Raw genomic sequence first — 17,240 nt, forward strand, 5'->3', positions numbered from 1 at the left:
CTTTTCACGATTCACTTTTAGCATTTCACTTATCGAGTTCATACGCCTCATGAAGCGCCCGTACCGCCAGTTCGGCGTATTTTTCGTCGATGATCATCGAAATCTTGATTTCGCTGGTGCTGATCATCTCGATATTGATATTCTCGTTCGCCATCGTCGTGAAGGCTTTGGCAGCCACTCCGCTGTGGCTTTTCATGCCGACACCGACGATGGATACTTTCGCCACATCCTCTTTGTATTCGATGGCCCCGATGCCCTCTTCGAATTTCTTGAGTGCCCGTTTGACATGTTCAATCTCGCTCTGGGGCACTGTGAAATCGATCTCCGTCTTACCGTCCGCTCCGATCGTCTGGACGATCATATCGACGTTGATCGCCTCTTCGGCGAGCGCATTGAATATCTCCGATGCGATGCCTGGCCGGTCTTCGACACCTTTGAGACTGACGCGGGACTGGTTCTTGTCGAGCGCGATACCGCTGACGAGGGGTTTTTCCATGATGTTTTCTTCCTTTGTGATCAAAGTTCCGGGATTGTCGTTGAAACTGCTGCGGGTGACGAGGTTGACCCCCATCTTCTTGGCCAGTTCGACGGAGCGGTTCTGCAGCACTTTCGCGCCCAGCGAAGCGAGTTCGAGCATCTCTTCGTAACTGACCTGATCCATCTTCTTCGCTTTGGGTTCGATACGCGGGTCGGTGGTATAGACGCCGTCGACGTCCGTGTAGATCTCACACAGGTCCGCCCCCAGCGCACCGGCGATCGCCACGGCCGTCAAATCGCTGCCGCCCCGTCCGAGGGTCGTGACCCGGCCGTTGGGATTGATGCCCTGAAAACCGGCTACGACGACGATTTTACCCTGCCTGACCTCTTCCGCCATCGGTTTGGGATCGATATGCTCGATCCGCGCGGAGGTATGGGTCCTGTCGGTCAGGATGCCCGCCTGCCGTCCTGTCATGGCCCGTGCAGGATAGCCCATCTCGTTGAGGGCGATACTCAAAAGCGCACTCGTGACACGCTCTCCGGAGCTCAGCAGTAAATCCATCGCCTCCCGCTCCGGTGTCTTGGAGAAAAAATGGGCGTATTCGATCAGTTTGTTGGTTTCACCGCTCATGGCGGAGACGACGACAATCACATCATGGCCCTCGTCCCGTGTGCGGGCGACCCGTTTCGCGACATTCGCGATACGGTCGAGATCGCCTACGCTGGTTCCGCCGTATTTCTGGACAATCAGCACGCTCTATCCTTTTGCATCATTACAGATAACCCTTTTTTCTGAAATATTCCAGCACCTTCTTGTAGATGGGGCGCTTGAAATAGGTGATGAAATCGAAAATCTTCCCGTAGGGTACGAAGGTGTACTGCACGAACTCCGGCACCTCGGTCTCAAGATTGATTTTCGCTCCCGGTTTGAGACGAACGAGAAAATATTTCTGGCGCTGCCCGTCGTAGGGATACATCTTTTTCGCGATCATCTCCGGGAAATCGTAGCTGACCCATTCGGGGAACTCCGCCACGATTTCGACCTCATCGGTACCGATCTCCTCCTTCAGTTCTCGAAAAAGTGCCTCTTTGGGGCTCTCACCTTCGTCGATGCCTCCCTGCGGAAACTGCCAGGCATCCCTGACATCACTTCGTGAAGCGATAAAAAATTCCACCTTTTCCGGATATTTGGATGAGAGAATGATCGCTGCGACATTGGGTCGGTATCTTTTGGTTTTCTTCTCTTTTCGATCATTCATAACTTTTGACTTTGTTGAACACTATTGCCTCTTCCCGTCTCTGCGCTTGCAAAACCGCACGGGCGAACGGACTCTTCTGCCTATTTTCCGCCAATATCGCGGCAGACGGGCGCATGATGGATGCTGCCGAATCGAACAGTGTGTTGAATTTTTGGTATGATTGTATAGAAATCACGATTAAGGCCCACTGAGAATTTGAAAGAGAGTCTACTTTTATATCTGCACATTCCTTTCTGCGACAGCAAGTGCCACTACTGCAGCTTCAACTCCTACGTCGACCGTTTCGAGTACAAAGAGCGCTACATGCAGGCCCTTCTCCGCCAGCTCGAATACGACCTGGAACGCTTCGGCATCCAGCCGGACGGCATCGGGACACTTTTCATCGGGGGAGGCACCCCTTCCACCGTTTCGCCGGCGCTCTACGAACCTTTGCTGAAACTGTTGGCTCCCTACCTGCAGGAGAATGCAGAGATGACAACAGAAGCCAATCCCAACAGCGCCACGGCGGAGTGGCTCGGGGGGATGCACGAACTTGGCATGAACCGGGTGAGTTTCGGCGTCCAGAGCTTTTTCGAGGAGAAACTGCGCCTGCTTGGACGGGCCCACCGGGCGCGGGATGCCTATGAGGCGGTGGAGAATGCCGGGAAGGTCGGATTTGCGCACGTCTCCATCGACCTCATCTACGCCACGATGCTCGATACACCCGAACGTGTCGGCGAAGAGATCGAAGAGGCCCTCTCGCTCCCCATCGACCATCTGAGCGCCTACGAACTCACAATCGAGGAGGGGACCCCTTTTCAGAAGAGGCCCGAGGTGAGACAGGAGTCGGTCGAACAGGCGGTTCTTCTAAGAGACCGGCTCCTTTCGGAGGGATGGGAGCACTACGAAATCTCCAATTTCGGTCTCTCGCCCTGCCGGCACAACCTGGGATACTGGGAGTACAGGCCCTACCTCGGCATAGGCAGCGGCGCCGTGGGAAGGATCGGGCACGAACGCCTCTATCCGCACCGCGAAATCGAAAGGTATATCGGCGACCCCCTCCACAAAACGGTCGAAAAGCTGACGCCCGAGGAGATTGTGGAAGAGAAGATCTTTCTTGGCCTTCGAAGCGTCGTCGGCATCGAAACCCACCTTCTGGATCCTTCGATGCGTTCGCGATGCGATCTGCTCGCAAGGGAGGGAAAGCTCCGCCATGAGGGGCGGCGCTACTACAACACCGACTATCTGCTGAGTGACGAAATCGCCCTTTTTATCCTGGGCTAATCACTTTTTTGTTAGACTTGTCCACTTTAAAAGCCAGTCTACTATCAAGAAGGACATGCAATGTTTGGCATGGGATTGAGTGAAATATTTTTCATCGTCGTGATCGCTGTTTTATTTCTGGGTCCCGACAAACTGCCCGATACGATGATTCAGATCGCGAAGTTTTTCCGGAGTATCAAGCGTACCGTCAACGACGCCAAGAGCTCTCTCGAAGAGGAGTTGAAGATCAGTGAGCTGAAAGAGGAGGCACTCAAATACAAAAAACAGCTCGACGATGCGACGCACCAGCTCGAACGTGCCACGACAGCCGACCTCACCACGCTGGAGGAGCTGACCGAAACGGTCGAAGATGTGAAAAAAGCGGAAACCCGTCTCGAAGAGGAGGCGGAGGAGATCAAGGAGAAGATCGAACCGAAACGCGAAACGGTGACCTTCCCCAAAAAACGCCGCCCGAACCGCTCTGTCTACGCTCCCGAAGACGACTCCAACGAAAAGGAAGCCAATGTTTGAGGATCTCAAACCCCACATCGCGGAGCTGCGAAAACGGCTCGCCTACTCCATCGGTGCACTGGTGGTCTGTTTCTTCATCGCTTTCTATTTCTACGAGCCGATTCTCGACTGGATGACACAACCGCTAAAAAAAGTGCTGCCCGACACCTCCATGATGATCGCCACGGGGGTTCCGGAAGTCTTCTTCACCGCCGTCAAGGTTTCGCTCTTTTCAGGCTTCTTGATGGCGCTTCCCTTCATCCTCTACCAGTTCTGGCTCTTCATCGCGCCGGGACTCTACGAGCATGAGAAAAAGTATATCTGGCCATTCGTTTTCTTCGCTTCGGGCATGTTTTTCCTCGGGGCGGCCTTCGCCTACTACGTGGTGGTCCCCTACGGGTTCGCCTTTCTCGTCAATTTCGCCGAACAGATCGTCACCGTCGCGCCGAAAATCAACGAATACGTCGGCTTTTTCACGAAAATCATGGTCGGTTTCGGCATCGCTTTCGAGCTTCCCGTTCTGACCTTTTTCCTGGCCCTTCTGGGACTCGTGGACGACCAGACGCTCAAGAGCTTTTTCAAATACGCCATCATCCTGATTTTCGTACTCGCGGCGCTTCTGACCCCGCCGGATGTCGTGACGCAGCTGCTGATGGCGATCCCGCTGATACTCCTGTACGGCGTCTCCATCCTGATCGCGAAGATAGTCAACCCCTACACCCCGCCCGAAGAGGAAGAGATCGAAGAAGAGGATGAATAGACTGTCTGAAAACCGGGTACCCGATCTTCTCGCGACCGAAAGCTACGACTACCGGCTCCCCCCGGAGCTCATAGCCACGGAACCCGCTAATCCCAAAGAGAGTGCCAGACTTCTTGTCGTGGAGCGCAAAAAGGGCACCATCACCCACACCACTTTCAGAAATCTTCTCTCTTTCATTCCCAAAGGGTGCAGCGTCGTCTACAACGACACGAAAGTGATCAAGGCACGCCTGTTCGGGAAAAAGCAGAGTGGCGGAAAGGTGGAACTCCTGATCAACAAACAGCTCGACGCGCAGCGCTACAGTGTCCTGATACGCGGCAAGGTCAGACCAGGCAGCGTCCTGCTTTTCGGAGAGAGCCTGCAGGCGGAGGTCCTGGAACTTTGTGCCGACGGCAGCCGGGTCGTCCGCTTCATGGACGGCAACGGTGAAATTCTCACCTTCGAAGCACTGCTGCACCGTCTCGACCGGTTCGGACACGTTCCGCTTCCACCCTACATACAGCGGGAAGAGAGGGAAGAGGATACGCTCCATTACCAGCCTGTCTTCGCCAGACAGGAGGGTGCCGTGGCCGCACCGACCGCTTCGCTCCACTTTACGGAGGAGCTATTTAACAAAATGCGGAAAAGTTTCGATATATACCCCATAACATTGCACGTGGGTGCCGGAACGTTCAAACCCGTCGAAACGGAAAGGATCACGGATCATCCCATGCACAGCGAATATTACGAAATACCCGAAAAAACCCGTGCCCTCATCGATTCCGGCCGCGAACTGCTCGCAATCGGAACGACGGTGGCCCGCACGATCGAATATTATGTCCGAACCAAAAAGAGTTTCGGGGAGTGCGATCTTTTTCTGCACCCGGGAAATCCGCCCAGACGCGTCGATCATCTGCTGACGAACTTCCATCTGCCGAAGTCGACGCTGATCATGCTGGTGGCCTCCTTTCTTGGGCTGGAAAAGACGATGGAGGTCTATCGTTGTGCCATACAGAACCGATACAGATTTTACAGCTATGGCGACGCCATGCTGATATTGTAGGGGATGAAAAGGAGTGAACATGCCGCAAGAGTTCTGGATTAAAATCGTCGCGATCATCGGTATTGCCGCCGGTCTTCTCTTTACGCTGGTATGGGAACTCCGCAAACCCAAACGCGACCCGAACGAAAATCCCGACACCAAACGCATGAACGATATTCTGAAAGATTGAAATGGCCGTAACCGTCTGCACGTTCAACGTCAATTCCATACGATCGCGCATCGACCTCATCGAACGCTGGCTCAATGAGAAAAGAGAGGTCGACATCCTCTGTTTCCAGGAGATCAAGTGCGAAGCGGAGCAGTTTCCAACCGGGCGTTTCGAAGCACTCGGCTACCATTGTGCCGTCAACGGGCAGAAACGTCTCAACGGCGTCGCCGTCTGTTCGAAACTTCCCATCGAAGATGTCAAAACCGCGTTTGGCATCGATGTGCTCGACCGGGAAAAGCGGCTGCTGGAGTGCCGCATCGCAGAGACCGTGCTGCTCAACTGCTACATTCCCCGTGGCGGTCTGGAGGGAGAGGAGCGGCATCGTTACAAAATGGAATTTTTCGACGCACTGACACGATATACCGCCGCACTTCTGAAAGAATACCAAAAGGTGATATTGCTGGGAGACTTCAACGTCGCACTGGAGGAGATCGATGTCTACGACCCGGAAGTCTTCGAAGGGGCCGTCGGATTCCTGCCCAGCGAAAAGGAGAAGATGCGCACCCTTCTTCAAACCGGTCTTGTCGATTGCTACAGGGCCCGCCATCCGAAAGAGAAGGGTTTTACCTGGTGGGATTACCGGGGAGGCGGCATCTGGCGGGACGAAGGCATGCGTATCGACTATCTCCTGGCGAGCGAAACCGGCTGTGACAATCTCGAGGCGATCGATATCGATCTTTGGACAAGACGGCGGCGTTCTCCGACGCCAAGCGACCATGCCCCCATCGTGGCGACTTTCGGGACCCTATAAGGACGGCGTGTGATCAAGCTTCCAGGCAAAGGCATATCGTTGCGCACAGACAGAAAACTCTCTTTTTTCACACTCGTCGTGCTTCTGCTCTCTGCGGCGGCCATCGTCGGTGTCAGCGCCACGGTGGTCCGCAATATGCAGCTTGACGCAACCGCCTCTTCCCTGATAGAGAGGGCCGAAACCGCCCGTGACTGCCTCAATCTCCACGGCTCGGGCGAGAACTGGGAGAGCCTGGAGAGCTGCCTGCGTTCCATCAAGGCCGACACCCGTCTCAAATCGCTCTGGATCACCCGTTCGGAAAACCTGATCGACGAATACGGTGAAGAGGGATACCTGACCAAAGCAGCGGACAGCGTCGACGAAAAGGTGTTCAAGGAGGCAGAGGCGCAGGTGGACCATCCCGACGGGTTCTTCGTCTCGAAAATGCGCGTTTCGGTCCCCTTTGTCGCCTCGTCCATCGAAGATCCCAAATGCATGCGGTGCCACAATGTGGTCGAAGGGGATGTGCTGGGTGTTTTGAATCTGGAGTACGACACAAGCGCCGAGACGGGTGCGGTGAAAGCGTTTTTGAGAAACCTCGTTCTCATCGTTCTTGCCGCGATCATCGCCATTCTACTGATACAGCGATATGCCGTCAAACCCTACAGAAAGTTCGTCGACGAGTTTTCCGAATCGATCAACAGGGCCAACGAAGGGGATTTCACCCGGACGGTTTCCACCGACTATCCCTCCGTCCAGATGCGGGAAGTGGCGGAAAACTACAATAAACTCATCGGGATTTTCAGGGATTCGATCGACTCGATCGTCAAGCGGTTCAACCTCCTCATCCGCGACCTCGACATTCAGGCGGGCCACCCCCTCGAAAAAGCGTCCCGGGCGCTTCATATGCTGGCGAACGTCTATCGGTTCCGATACGCCATCGAAAAAGACCCCTCCATCATCCAGGTCTACAACCATATCATCAACATCGTCCGTGACGTCACCCACGCGGAACATTTCAGTATCTACAGCGTCGACAGGAAAGAGCAGGTCAAGACGCTCGTCTACTCCACAGCGGCCACCCTTTCGAAACATCTGACGGAGAACGAGGAGCCGATGACGGAATACATCGAAAACATCGACGTGGACGAAATCACCTTCGAATTTCCGTCGATGACGCTCACCGGCGAGGACAAGATCTCCTTCTACTACTGCATTCCCGTGGATATCAACGAATATTCGACGATCATCATCGCGCTTTTCGCCAAAACGAGGGAGGAGATGGACCGCTACCGCGAATCGGTTCTCGAGTTGCGCTACTACCTCGAAAATGTCAAGCCGGTGATCGAAAGCAAGATACTGACCCAAAAACTCCGCGAACAGTCGCTGCTCGACGGTCTGACGGGGCTTTACAACCGCAAGTTCCTCGAAGAGTTCATCGACAAGATCGACAACCAGGCCAAACGCAGCCACACCAAATACGCCGTCTTGATGATCGACATCGATTTCTTCAAGCATGTCAACGACACCTACGGCCACGATATCGGGGACAAGTTCATCAAGCTCCTTGGGCTCATCATCCAGGATCATATCCGTGCCTCCGACATCGCTGTGCGCTACGGGGGCGAAGAGTTCCTGGTCCTGCTGCACGAAAGTACCAGAGAGGGGGCGGTCAAAGTGGCCGAAACGATCCGGAAGGACTTTTCGAAGCGGACCATCTACGCGAAGAAAGAGCGTATCAAAAAGACGATCTCCATCGGTATCAGCTTCTATCCGGAGAGTTCTGCCATCTCCCTGCGCGAGGCGATCAAGCATGCGGACATCGCTCTCTACCGGGCCAAAGAGAGCGGACGCAACCAGATCGTCCTCTTTCACGAAGATATGCTTGGCTGATCGTACGGTTGAGCCCGCGCTTTTGCCTCTCGCTTCGTTACGTTCTTGCCCGAGGGATGATCGGGATGTACCATCAGTGATTCAGAAGGTATCGCTCGAGTATGAGTTGCGCAGCGACGGAATCGAGCCTGCCGTCTCTGCGCTGGCGCGTGATACCCTTCATCATTTCCGCGGCTTCCACACTGCTTCCGGATTCGTCGACATAGACGATCTCTCCGTCGAAATCGAGGAGCTTGACGAAGTGGCGGATCCTGCGTTCCATCTCTTCCGAACTGCTACCGCCTTTGGGAATCCCCACGACCAGCCTTTCGATGCCCCACTCTTTCAAGAAGGCGTCCAGGTCGCGCGCGGCCTGTTCCCTGTTTTTCCGCAATATCGGATTCTGGGGTATCGCCACCTTCCCGTCCAGCGTAATCGCCGTACCTATGCGCTTGAGTCCTACATCGATGGCGGCGGTTTTCGCATCGGTGCCCACGTCACACCTCCCTGAAAAACCAGGCGGTCACGAAGAAGAGGAGGATACTCACAAGAGGTGCCGCGAGCAACACGATTCTCGTTTCCCGTGCGAGCAGATAACGTACAACCCCGTACCCGTAGAGAAAAACCGCCGCAATATGCAGGATCATCAGCGGCTTGTAGACGATCATCGAACGCACTATCGCGATGAAGAAAAAGCCGGCGCCGATCATCGCGGCCCCTTTGAGCGCCATCGACACATCCCTCTCTCTTGCGTAGGCCCGATAGAGCAGCAGGCCAAAAAGCAGAAACAGCAGCGCAGCGGCGACATAGAGCATCTCTCAACGTCCGTAGCGTGAGGTGATCGACGCTTTGGCGAGGGTGTGTTTTTCGATCATGGCAGCAACTTCGGCCGGAGGCGTGCCGGCATCCAGCGCGAGCTTCGCCACATCGAGTGCGTAGACGGTGACAATGTAGCGGTGGAGGCCATGCCCCCTGGGAGGACAGGCCCCGCCGTATCCCTTTTCTCCGAAATCGTTCATACTCTGCACCGCGCCGTCAGGCAGCATCCCTTTTTGAGGGTCTCCCGCACCGCGGGGCAGCCTGTGACAGCCGGAGGGGATGTTGAACACGAGCCAGTGCCACCACCCCCCTTTTCTCGGCGCGTCGGGATCGAACATCGTCACGGCGAAACTCTTCGTCCCTTTCGGCTCTCCATGCCACCGAAGTTCGGGCGAAATGTTCTTTCCGCGGCACCCGTATCCGTTATAGACCTGCGCCGGCGAAAGCCGTTGGGAAAGGTCGGGGCTTTCGAGCGTGAATCCCCCTGCGGCCAGAACGATCTGCAAAGCGAGCACCGCCGTCATCAGTCGAAAGAGTTTACCCATCTCATCGCTCCTCGTTTTTTGGTATTATATAGCAAATACAAAGGAGTATCTATGAAAGCGAAAATTTTCGGATACAAGGAGCTTCTGAAAACACTGGTCGAATACCATATCACTTTCATGGAGCGGCTCGCGAACGAAGGATACGAAAAGGTCTTCTCGATTCTGCTCATTCCCTATCCCCAGGGGGACGAAGAGAATATCCGTGAACTCGTTCAGCCCGTACTTCGGGAGAGCGACCGACTCTTCTATATCGAAGGCAAACTGATCGCGATGCTCCCGGGCACCGACTGGAACGGAGCCCTCAATGTCCATGACACCATCATCAACGCCCTGGCGATCGAACCGGTGGAGGAGTGCATCGTCGAGTATCCCACCGACGGCAGTAACGCTTTCGAGCTGATCAGCAACCTCTACGCCCGCTACGACGAGATCAAAGGAGAATGACCCTGCCGTTCTCGATGGCGATTCGCCCCTCCAGTTCCGCTTCGAAGAGGCGATCGCCGAATCTTTTCACCGCCTCTTCATAGGAAGGCGCCGATTTGCAGTAGAGGATGAAATCCTCCCCGCCGCTTGCTTCCTCCGATGCACCGAACAAAGAGGCAAAAGCGTCGATATCGTAAATCGCTTCCGCACGCCCCTCTTTGAGCAGGTCGTTCGTGCCTTCGCTTTCACCGAGGCGATGGGGAAGAACATAGATTTTCTTTCCCATCTTTTCGGCAAATGCGACACTGCGCATCGTTCCGCTGTCTCGGTCCGCCTGCGCCACGACGAGCACGCTGCCCAGGGCCACGACCGTTTCGTTGCGCACAACGAAACTCCACCCCCGCGCCCTGAAACCGGGTTCGAACTGGCTCATCACCAGCCCCTTCTCTTCGATCTCCCCGATCAAAGAGGCGTTGATGGCGGGATAGCGGTGATCAAGACCGCACCCCATCACGGCGATCGTATTCGAAACCCCGGCACCCCTGTGCGCCAGTGCATCGACACCCATCGCGGCCCCGCTGACGATGACGATGCCCCGTCTCGAGAGTGCGGCGGCAAGCTGCATCACGGCGCTTCGGGTGTAGCTCAGGGGTCTGCGGGAGCCGACGATAGAAATTTTCGGTCTGGCCAGAAGCGCCCGGTTCCCTTTGTACCAGAGGTGCGGGGGATAGTGCTCCATTTCCTCCAGTTCGGGAATCGGGAAATCGACTTTTCGAACCATTCTACAGCACCCACTGCCAGAGAGCATAGGCTGTCAGCGAAACGATCGCGACACCGATCAGATCGATCAGAAATCCCAATGTGGCCATCGTTTTGACCTGGATGATCCGCGAACTCATGATGATGGCGTTGGGCGGCGTGGCGATGGGCAGCATGAAAGCGTAACTGGCGGCCACTGTCGTGACCATCAGCACCAGGAGCGTTTCGGGATGGTCCACGCCGTAGAGCTGTGCCATGACCGGCAGAGCGATCGAAGTGAGTGCCGTGTTGCTGGTAATCTCCGTCGAAAAACTGATGGCCAGGGCGATCACGCCCAGCGTCAGCCATAACGGCAGCGTCTGGACGAAAGCGAGCTTGTGTGCGACGGCTTCGGCCAGGTGGGTCGAACCGAACGCCTGGGCAATGCTGAAACCGGCACCGAAAAGAAAGATGATCTCATAGGGTATCGCGCGGCTGTCCTCCCAGTTGAGCAGATCGATCCCGGGGAAAAAGAGCAACAGTCCCGATGCCAGCAGGAGAGCTTTTTCATTGAGTCCAAGCCCCGGATACCACGGTTTCACAGGTGTGTTCAGAAGCAGCAGCAGCGAGAGACCCCCCAGAATCCACAGCAGCTTCTTCTGATCTTTCGTCATCGCTTCGGTTCTCTCTTCCATCCTGCCGACCGATTCGTCTTTCATGCCATGCCCCAGTACGAAAGGCATCAGCAGAAGCATCGTCAAGACGACAGGAGAGGTCATTCCCATCCACTCCGTGAAGGTGGGAGCGTTCAACCCGATCTCTTCGAGATAACCCAGCAAAAGCAGGTTGGGCGGTGTGCCGATGGGAGTCAAAATTCCCCCGATGCTCGCACCGTAGGCGATCGCCAGAAGTATCCGGATTTTAAGGCGGGGATTTTCGGTGATGAAGAGTCCGATGGGCATCAGCATCAGCGTGATGGTCGTATTGGAGAGTATGGAGCTAAGAAGTGCCGACACGATCGCCATGGCGTAGATGATTCCGCGTGCCGTATTGGGAAAAACACGCAGCAGTCTGTTGGATATCTGCAGATGAAGATTGCTCTTTTGCATCGCGATGGCGAGCATGAATCCCCCGATGAAGAGAAAGATGATCGATTTCGCGTAGTTGGGTGTCACACTTTTGAGTTCGGTGATGCCGAAAGCGGGAAAGAGCAGAATGGGAAGAAGCGACACCACCCCCAACGGCAGCGCATTGTTGGTCCACATCACCACAAGCAGAATCACAATCCCGAGAAGCTGCGCCTGCACGGGGGTAAAAAACAAAGAGGCGAAGCCACCTCCCGCCAATGCGACAAGCAGGGCCAGACCGATCTTTTTCATTGCGACACCCTTTCTTTACGCCACCGGTCAGAACGGAAGGTAACGTCCGTCCGTCTCTTTGGGATGGGATCTCGTATCTTAGAGAGATTCTAACGAATTTTTCCGTAAAGTTCGTCGATATAGACCACATCGACGTCTTTGAGGATCTTTTTCGATCCGGCGAGAGCCTTGAATGTCGTCGTATGGGGATGCCCTATCGCGATGGCGTATCCGTGGGATTTCGCAATCTTCACCGCCTTTTTGAGCTGATTTTGGATATAGGCGATATCGGGTTCGTTATCAAGAAAGACATCGCGGGCCACGTAGGGATCGTGATAGGTTTTGCAGATCCGGGGCACGACGGTCCGGGGTGTCGTACGGCTGTCGATAAAGACAAAACCGTAGCGCTTCGCGATCGGATAGAAGCGTTTCATCGAGTCGTAGTCGGAGGTGAACCTGCTGCCTGTGTGGTTGTTGATGAAGTGGGTGCGGGGGAACCACTCCCTGAGCCTGCGCAGGCGCAGGTCGATTTCCGCCGACGAACTCTCCGTCGTCAGGGTCGCATCTTCGGGACTGTTGTAGTTGAGCGCCTCCATCGGCAGATGGATCATGAAATGTTCCAGACTGCCTGCGATCTTCGGTGTATTGGGGTGGGAAGCCGTCGGCGGGAAGATCGAGGGGGTAATGTGCCACGGAAGCGACCGGATCGCCCTGATCTGCGACGCATAGGCGACATCGTCGATGACGATGGCCAGTTTCGGCCGTTTGAGGCGGATCTCCTCCTTGACAGGCGGCTTCGCGCTCTCCTTTCCGCCCGCTGCGACGAAATCTCTGATTTCCGAAAGATTTTCGGTTTTTTTCTCCTCTTTTTTTGCGACGGGATGTCGGAAAGCGGGTGCGTGTCCGGCTATTCTCCTCTTCTGCTGCGATGCAAGTTTTTGGCGGAGTTTCTGCAGATCGTTTCTATAATCCGTCACCTTCTGCCGGCAGGCTTTGGCCGCCTCTTCCCGTCCCATTTCGTATCCGACCCATCCCGAAAGGGCCATCAGAACGAGCAGAATCAAAAATGCGACGGAACCGCCCAGCAGGTATATCTGCCAGCGGGCCGAGGCGCTTTTCTTGCGTTTGCGCGGGGTACGTTTCGGTTTTTTTGCGGAGGAGGAACGTTTTGTCATCTGTTATCCGAATCCGTGCCGGGAGGCACGGAAATTGCTAGTTGGTTTCCTGATCGACGATCTTGTTGGCTTTGATCCAAGGCATCATCGCACGCAGTCGTCGTCCCGTCACCTCGACCGGATGGTTTTTGAGATTGTTGCGCTCGGCGTTCATGCGGGGGTAGCCCGCTTGTCCCTCGAGGATGAAATCTTTGGCGAATTTGCCGTTTTGGATCTCTTTTAGAATCTCTTTCATCGCCTGGCGGCTCGCTTCGTTGATGACGCGCGGACCGCTCACCATGTCGCCGTACTCGGCGGTATTGGAGATGGAGTAGCGCATGTCGGCGATACCGCCTTCGAAGATCAGGTCGACGATGAGCTTCATTTCATGCAGACATTCGAAATAGGCCATCTCTTCCGGGTAGCCTGCGTCGACGAGTGTCTCGAAACCGGCCTGGATCAGGGCGCTGACGCCACCGCACAGGACCGCCTGCTCACCGAAGAGGTCGGTTTCCGTTTCGTCTTTGAAGGTCGTTTCGATAATGCCCGTACGGCCGCCGCCGATGGCGGAAGCGTAGGAGAGTGCCAGCTCTTTGGTGTTGCCGCTGGGATCCTGATGCACGGCGATCAGGTCGGGAATGCCGCCGCCTTTGACGAATTCGCTGCGGACCGTGTGGCCCGGCGCCTTGGGGGCGACCATCATGACGTTGATATCCTCGGCGGGTTGGATGCGTCCGTAGTGGATGTTGAAACCGTGACCGAAACTGATGGTCGCGCCGCTTTTGAGGTTGGGGGCGATTTCGTTGTCGTAGACCGCTTTTTGGGTTTCGTCGGGCAGCAGAATGACGACCACATCGGCCTCTTTGACCGCTTCGGCGACCGGCAGAACGGTAAAGCCCTTCGCCTGTGCCTTCTTCCAGCTGCTGCCGCCTTCGCGCAGACCGACAACCACTTCGACACCGCTGTCGCGGAGGTTTTCGGCATGGGCGTGTCCCTGGCTTCCGAAGCCGATCATCGCCACTTTCTTCGACTGAATGATGGAGATATCGCAATCTTTGTCGTAATAGACATTCAATGCCATATGGAATCCTTTGGTAAAAATTTGGGTGATTATATTGAAACGGTGCTTTGAATCATATAAATTTTCACATTCCCCCTCTTCGCTCCCTACGATGAGGCCTTCGCTTAACGAAATGGCGTCGATGCCGATTTTGACATGACACACCTTTTTTTACCGATGGTGACTGCTGCGAAGCATCGGTTTTTTAAGTTACTCTTTAGTACAATGGGTTCCAAAATCCAACATCCAAAACACACGCCCGGAGATTCTCATGGTCGAAAAAATCATCAAAAAAGTCAAATCGCTTCCTCCCCTTCCCGAAAGCGTCAACAAAGTCCGGATGATCTGCAACGATCCGGAAGGAACCATCAAGGAGCTGGTGCCGATCGTCAAGCAGGACCCGATGTTCACGGCGGACATTCTCAAAGCCGCCAACTCCCCGCTTTACGGATTCAGCCGGCAGATCACTTCGATCGACCAGGCCGTCGCGCTTTTTGGCATGGGCACGATTCAGGGATTCGCCATCTCCTACGCTGTGAGAAAAAGTTTTCCGATCGATCTCTCCCCCTACGGAAGCACCCATACCCATCTGACGGAAGTCTCCTCGCTGCAAAACGCACTGACGCTGCAGTGGGGCAAGAACCAGATTGCGACCCATCAGGCCGAAATGATGACACTTTCGCTTCTGATGGAGCTTGGCAAAGTGGTCGCATCGATCGTCCTGAAAGAGGAGAACAAAGACAGAGCATTCACTCAGGCCATCGCGGAAGCGGAAACTTCCGAAGAGATCGTAGCGGTCGAAAAGGAACATCTGGGCATCTCCAGCGAATGGATCGCCGCCTTGATGTTCAAACACTGGCAGTTCAGTGAGAAAATGATCGAAATGATGCGCTTTCTGACGACACCGGAAGAGGCTTCGGAAGAGATCCGCAAACATACACAGATACTCCATGTCGTCAAAGAAGCGGTTCCTTTTACCCGTCCTCTCTGCGAGGCGTGTGTCCAGAGTGCCTATGAAAAGGCGGACCGCTACGGACTCGACGCCGAAACACTCCACGCGACCATCGAAAAAATCCGTCCATGAGAGCATTTCTGACGCGAATCGCCAGAGGAGCTTTAAAAAGGGATATCGAAAAGGAGAACCTGCCCCTTCTTGAAGAGCTGATTCGCGAGCAGATCGTCAAAGAGAGCGACGACGGACGGGTCGTGCTCGACTCGAAATACCGCGCCGGCACACTCGATCTCCTCCCATCCGGCACCGCGTTTTTGGAACTGATCGGGGCCAGGGGAAAAGACCTTCTCATCCCGCCGGAACATCTCCATGGCGCGAAAAACGGCGACTACGTCATCGTTCGCCGGCTTTTCGGAAAGGCGGGACGCCCTTCGGCCAAAGTGATCAAAATCGTTCAGCCCGCTTTCATCTACGGTATCGGCTACATCAAACGGACCGAATCGGGCCTGGAGCCCATGCACATCAAAACCGATCTGCCGATGGAGTTGGCAAGCGACACATCTGGCCTGGTGGAACATACGGTCTTCCAGGTGGACAATCGGACATCGAAGATTCTGCAGATTCTTGGCAATCTTGACGATCCGACGATCGACGAAAAAATATCCCTGGCCATTTTCAACAAACAGGAACGTTTCAGCGACGAGGCGGAAAGAGAAGCCAAAGCCTGGGGCGACGAGGTCGATGCGGCGCTCTATCCCGACAGGGCCGATCTGCGTCATCTTCCATTCTGCACCATCGATCCCGTCGATGCCAAAGATTTCGACGACGCCATCTACTGGGATGTGAAAAACCACACCCTCTATGTGGCCATCGCCGACGTCAGCCACTACGTCACGCCCGACTGCGCCATCGACAAAGAGGCGAAGCGGCGCGGTTTTTCGATCTACTTTCCCCACAAATCGATTCCGATGCTGCCGCGGACGCTGAGCGAAAACATCTGCTCGCTCAAACCCCGTGTGGACCGCCTCGCCTATGTCTGCCGTCTCGAACTCGACCCGGAGAGTCTCGAAGTGAAGAGCCACCGGTTTTTCGAAGCGATCATCAATTCGAAACGGCGCTACAACTACGACGAGATCGACGACTACCTTCAAAACGGCTTCGCCGGTGCCCCCGAAGAAGACAGAGAGACCCTTGCGTTCATATTTCCCCTGAAATCCGTGACCGACCGGCTGAGGGAAAAACGCCTGAAAAAAGGATACGACTTCCGCTCCACCGAAGTGCGCATGACCCTGGACGACAACCAGAATCTCGTCACCACACGTCTTGAGGAGTCGACCCCCTCCCACGCGCTGATCGAAGATTGTATGCTGCTGGCCAACAAGGCGGCGGCGGAACATTTCGATATCGGCATTTTCCGCGTCCACGAACCCCCCACTCCCGAACGGATAGAGAAACTCGTGGACGAACTCGGCAAAATCGGCATCTACGCCGAAACGCCCGCAGAGGATTTCCACGCCCTCGTTCTCGAACTTCAGAAAGAGGCCAGAACCAAAGGGGTAGAACCCTACGTGGACCAGCTCCTCATACAGACGCAGAAACAGGCGGCCTACAGCCACGAAAACGTGGGCCATTTCGGCCTGGGATTCGAACGCTATACCCACTTCACATCCCCGATCCGACGCTACAGCGACCTGACACTGCACAGACTTCTCAAGGCGATATTCTCCCACGATGAGAAGAGACGGGAGTACATTCTGCGCAACATCGAACCGCTTTGCATCAAAATCAGCGAACTGGAGCGGGAAGCGACGCGGGTGGAGTGGGACTTCATGGCCCGCAAATATGCCCGGTGGGCCGACGCCCACCGCGATGAGACCCTCCACGCCGTCGTTGTCGAAACCGCCCAGATACCGGCGGCGACGACCGACCGCAAGATCCTTGGCATGCGCATCTTCTGCGACAAGAGCGATCTTCTTCTTTTTGACCGCATCGAAGCGAAAGTCAACATCGTCCACCTTGCCCAGGCGAAGATTTTCGTCCTGGTGGAAAAAGCGACCCATCTGTTGGAAGACCACGGCAGTGAGTGAAAAG

The 17,240-nt window shown here is 55.2% G+C and carries 19 protein-coding genes; 10 read left to right on the top strand and 9 right to left on the bottom strand.

Translation table 11 applies throughout. From position 1 onward, the window contains the following. Positions 1-25: 25 nt before the first annotated feature. Positions 26-1,231, bottom strand: coding sequence for an aspartate kinase (locus JMG82_RS03490; RefSeq protein ID WP_201353549.1), 1,206 nt, complete (start codon positions 1,229-1,231; stop codon positions 26-28). A 19-nt stretch (positions 1,232-1,250) separates the two neighbouring features. Further along, a complete protein-coding gene (locus tag JMG82_RS03495; RefSeq protein WP_201353550.1) occupies positions 1,251-1,736 on the bottom strand; it encodes an RNA pyrophosphohydrolase in 486 nt (161 codons plus the stop codon). A 195-nt stretch (positions 1,737-1,931) separates the two neighbouring features. On the opposite strand from JMG82_RS03495, the gene hemW reads away from it, so the two are divergent. From hemW to JMG82_RS03530, 7 genes are read left to right on the top strand one after another with little or no spacing between them, the layout of a single operon-like run. After that, entirely contained in the window at positions 1,932-2,999 is a 1,068-nt protein-coding gene (gene hemW / locus JMG82_RS03500) for a radical SAM family heme chaperone HemW (RefSeq protein ID WP_201353551.1), read from the top strand. 60 nt (positions 3,000-3,059) lie between these two features. Further along, positions 3,060-3,509 carry a Sec-independent protein translocase protein TatB gene (tatB, locus tag JMG82_RS03505; RefSeq protein WP_201353552.1) on the top strand — a complete coding sequence of 150 codons (450 nt, stop codon included), beginning with the start codon at positions 3,060-3,062 and terminating at the stop codon, positions 3,507-3,509. Beyond that, on the top strand, positions 3,502-4,248 hold the full coding sequence (tatC, locus tag JMG82_RS03510) for a twin-arginine translocase subunit TatC (protein WP_201353553.1): 747 nt from the start codon (positions 3,502-3,504) through the stop codon (positions 4,246-4,248). Before tatB ends, tatC begins: the two co-directional genes overlap by 8 nt. Then, positions 4,241-5,290 carry a tRNA preQ1(34) S-adenosylmethionine ribosyltransferase-isomerase QueA gene (queA, locus tag JMG82_RS03515; protein ID WP_201353554.1) on the top strand — a complete coding sequence of 350 codons (1,050 nt, stop codon included), beginning with the start codon at positions 4,241-4,243 and terminating at the stop codon, positions 5,288-5,290. Before tatC ends, queA begins: the two co-directional genes overlap by 8 nt. Before the next feature lie 19 nt (positions 5,291-5,309). Continuing rightward, a complete protein-coding gene (locus JMG82_RS03520) occupies positions 5,310-5,459 on the top strand; it encodes a hypothetical protein (RefSeq protein WP_201353555.1) in 150 nt (49 codons plus the stop codon). Position 5,460: 1 nt separating this feature from the next. Further along, positions 5,461-6,249, top strand: coding sequence for an exodeoxyribonuclease III (locus JMG82_RS03525; protein WP_201353556.1), 789 nt, complete (start codon positions 5,461-5,463; stop codon positions 6,247-6,249). Between the two features lie 9 nt (positions 6,250-6,258). Continuing rightward, the gene (locus JMG82_RS03530) at positions 6,259-8,121 is read left to right on the top strand and encodes a GGDEF domain-containing protein (protein WP_201353557.1); all 1,863 of its coding nucleotides are present in this window, start codon (positions 6,259-6,261) and stop codon (positions 8,119-8,121) included. Between the two features lie 73 nt (positions 8,122-8,194). On the opposite strand, the gene ruvX is transcribed toward JMG82_RS03530, so the two are convergent. From ruvX to JMG82_RS03545, 3 genes are read right to left on the bottom strand one after another with little or no spacing between them, the layout of a single operon-like run. Beyond that, the gene (gene ruvX, locus JMG82_RS03535) at positions 8,195-8,596 is read right to left on the bottom strand and encodes a Holliday junction resolvase RuvX (protein WP_201353558.1); all 402 of its coding nucleotides are present in this window, start codon (positions 8,594-8,596) and stop codon (positions 8,195-8,197) included. 1 nt (position 8,597) lies between these two features. Further along, complete coding sequence (locus JMG82_RS03540) at positions 8,598-8,915, bottom strand: hypothetical protein (protein ID WP_201353559.1); 318 nt, start codon at positions 8,913-8,915, stop codon at positions 8,598-8,600. Between the two features lie 3 nt (positions 8,916-8,918). Beyond that, positions 8,919-9,464 carry a YbhB/YbcL family Raf kinase inhibitor-like protein gene (locus JMG82_RS03545; RefSeq protein ID WP_236579180.1) on the bottom strand — a complete coding sequence of 182 codons (546 nt, stop codon included), beginning with the start codon at positions 9,462-9,464 and terminating at the stop codon, positions 8,919-8,921. 51 nt (positions 9,465-9,515) lie between these two features. Here JMG82_RS03545 and JMG82_RS03550 point away from each other — a divergent pair, with 51 nt between their 5' ends. After that, positions 9,516-9,908 carry a hypothetical protein gene (locus JMG82_RS03550; RefSeq protein WP_201353560.1) on the top strand — a complete coding sequence of 131 codons (393 nt, stop codon included), beginning with the start codon at positions 9,516-9,518 and terminating at the stop codon, positions 9,906-9,908. Here the strand turns inward: JMG82_RS03550 and JMG82_RS03555 are convergent. The 4 genes from JMG82_RS03555 to ilvC all read right to left on the bottom strand — a co-directional run bounded on the left by JMG82_RS03555 (position 9,895) and on the right by ilvC (position 14,218). After that, positions 9,895-10,668: a DNA-processing protein DprA gene (locus JMG82_RS03555; protein WP_201353561.1), complete on the bottom strand. Its 774-nt coding sequence runs from the start codon at positions 10,666-10,668 to the stop codon at positions 9,895-9,897. The two genes, JMG82_RS03550 and JMG82_RS03555, sit on opposite strands and share 14 nt — an antisense overlap. 1 nt (position 10,669) lies before the next feature. Beyond that, entirely contained in the window at positions 10,670-12,004 is a 1,335-nt protein-coding gene (locus JMG82_RS03560) for an SLC13 family permease (protein WP_201353562.1), read from the bottom strand. A gap of 89 nt (positions 12,005-12,093) precedes the next feature. Continuing rightward, the gene (locus JMG82_RS03565; protein WP_201353563.1) at positions 12,094-13,158 is read right to left on the bottom strand and encodes a divergent polysaccharide deacetylase family protein; all 1,065 of its coding nucleotides are present in this window, start codon (positions 13,156-13,158) and stop codon (positions 12,094-12,096) included. Between the two features lie 37 nt (positions 13,159-13,195). Continuing rightward, positions 13,196-14,218, bottom strand: a complete 1,023-nt coding sequence (gene ilvC / locus JMG82_RS03570; protein WP_201353564.1) for a ketol-acid reductoisomerase — start codon at positions 14,216-14,218, stop codon at positions 13,196-13,198. Positions 14,219-14,468: 250 nt separating this feature from the next. On the opposite strand from ilvC, the gene JMG82_RS03575 reads away from it, so the two are divergent. Both JMG82_RS03575 and JMG82_RS03580 read left to right on the top strand, forming a co-directional pair. Further along, a complete protein-coding gene (locus JMG82_RS03575; RefSeq protein ID WP_201353565.1) occupies positions 14,469-15,281 on the top strand; it encodes an HDOD domain-containing protein in 813 nt (270 codons plus the stop codon). Then, entirely contained in the window at positions 15,278-17,236 is a 1,959-nt protein-coding gene (locus JMG82_RS03580) for a ribonuclease R family protein (RefSeq protein ID WP_201353566.1), read from the top strand. Before JMG82_RS03575 ends, JMG82_RS03580 begins: the two co-directional genes overlap by 4 nt. The last annotated feature ends 4 nt before the right edge of the window (positions 17,237-17,240 follow it).

It is taken from the genome of Hydrogenimonas urashimensis (genome assembly GCF_016593255.1).
GTDB classification, from domain to species: Bacteria; Campylobacterota; Campylobacteria; order Campylobacterales; family Hydrogenimonadaceae; genus Hydrogenimonas; species Hydrogenimonas urashimensis.

Bases quoted from the DNA above. Each gene is read 5' to 3' on its own strand.
- JMG82_RS03495 (WP_201353550.1), bottom strand. From the start codon at position 1,736: ATGAATGATCGAAAAGAGAAGAAAACCAAAAGATACCGACCCAATGTC.
- tatB (WP_201353552.1), top strand. From the start codon at position 3,060: ATGTTTGGCATGGGATTGAGTGAAATATTTTTCATCGTCGTGATCGCT.
- tatC (WP_201353553.1), top strand. From the start codon at position 3,502: ATGTTTGAGGATCTCAAACCCCACATCGCGGAGCTGCGAAAACGGCTC.
- queA (WP_201353554.1), top strand. From the start codon at position 4,241: ATGAATAGACTGTCTGAAAACCGGGTACCCGATCTTCTCGCGACCGAA.
- JMG82_RS03520 (WP_201353555.1), top strand. From the start codon at position 5,310: ATGCCGCAAGAGTTCTGGATTAAAATCGTCGCGATCATCGGTATTGCC.
- JMG82_RS03525 (WP_201353556.1), top strand. From the start codon at position 5,461: ATGGCCGTAACCGTCTGCACGTTCAACGTCAATTCCATACGATCGCGC.
- JMG82_RS03540 (WP_201353559.1), bottom strand. From the start codon at position 8,915: ATGCTCTATGTCGCCGCTGCGCTGCTGTTTCTGCTTTTTGGCCTGCTG.
- JMG82_RS03545 (WP_236579180.1), bottom strand. From the start codon at position 9,464: ATGGGTAAACTCTTTCGACTGATGACGGCGGTGCTCGCTTTGCAGATC.
- JMG82_RS03550 (WP_201353560.1), top strand. From the start codon at position 9,516: ATGAAAGCGAAAATTTTCGGATACAAGGAGCTTCTGAAAACACTGGTC.
- JMG82_RS03555 (WP_201353561.1), bottom strand. From the start codon at position 10,668: ATGGTTCGAAAAGTCGATTTCCCGATTCCCGAACTGGAGGAAATGGAG.
- JMG82_RS03560 (WP_201353562.1), bottom strand. From the start codon at position 12,004: ATGAAAAAGATCGGTCTGGCCCTGCTTGTCGCATTGGCGGGAGGTGGC.
- JMG82_RS03565 (WP_201353563.1), bottom strand. From the start codon at position 13,158: ATGACAAAACGTTCCTCCTCCGCAAAAAAACCGAAACGTACCCCGCGC.
- ilvC (WP_201353564.1), bottom strand. From the start codon at position 14,218: ATGGCATTGAATGTCTATTACGACAAAGATTGCGATATCTCCATCATT.
- JMG82_RS03575 (WP_201353565.1), top strand. From the start codon at position 14,469: ATGGTCGAAAAAATCATCAAAAAAGTCAAATCGCTTCCTCCCCTTCCC.
- JMG82_RS03580 (WP_201353566.1), top strand. From the start codon at position 15,278: ATGAGAGCATTTCTGACGCGAATCGCCAGAGGAGCTTTAAAAAGGGAT.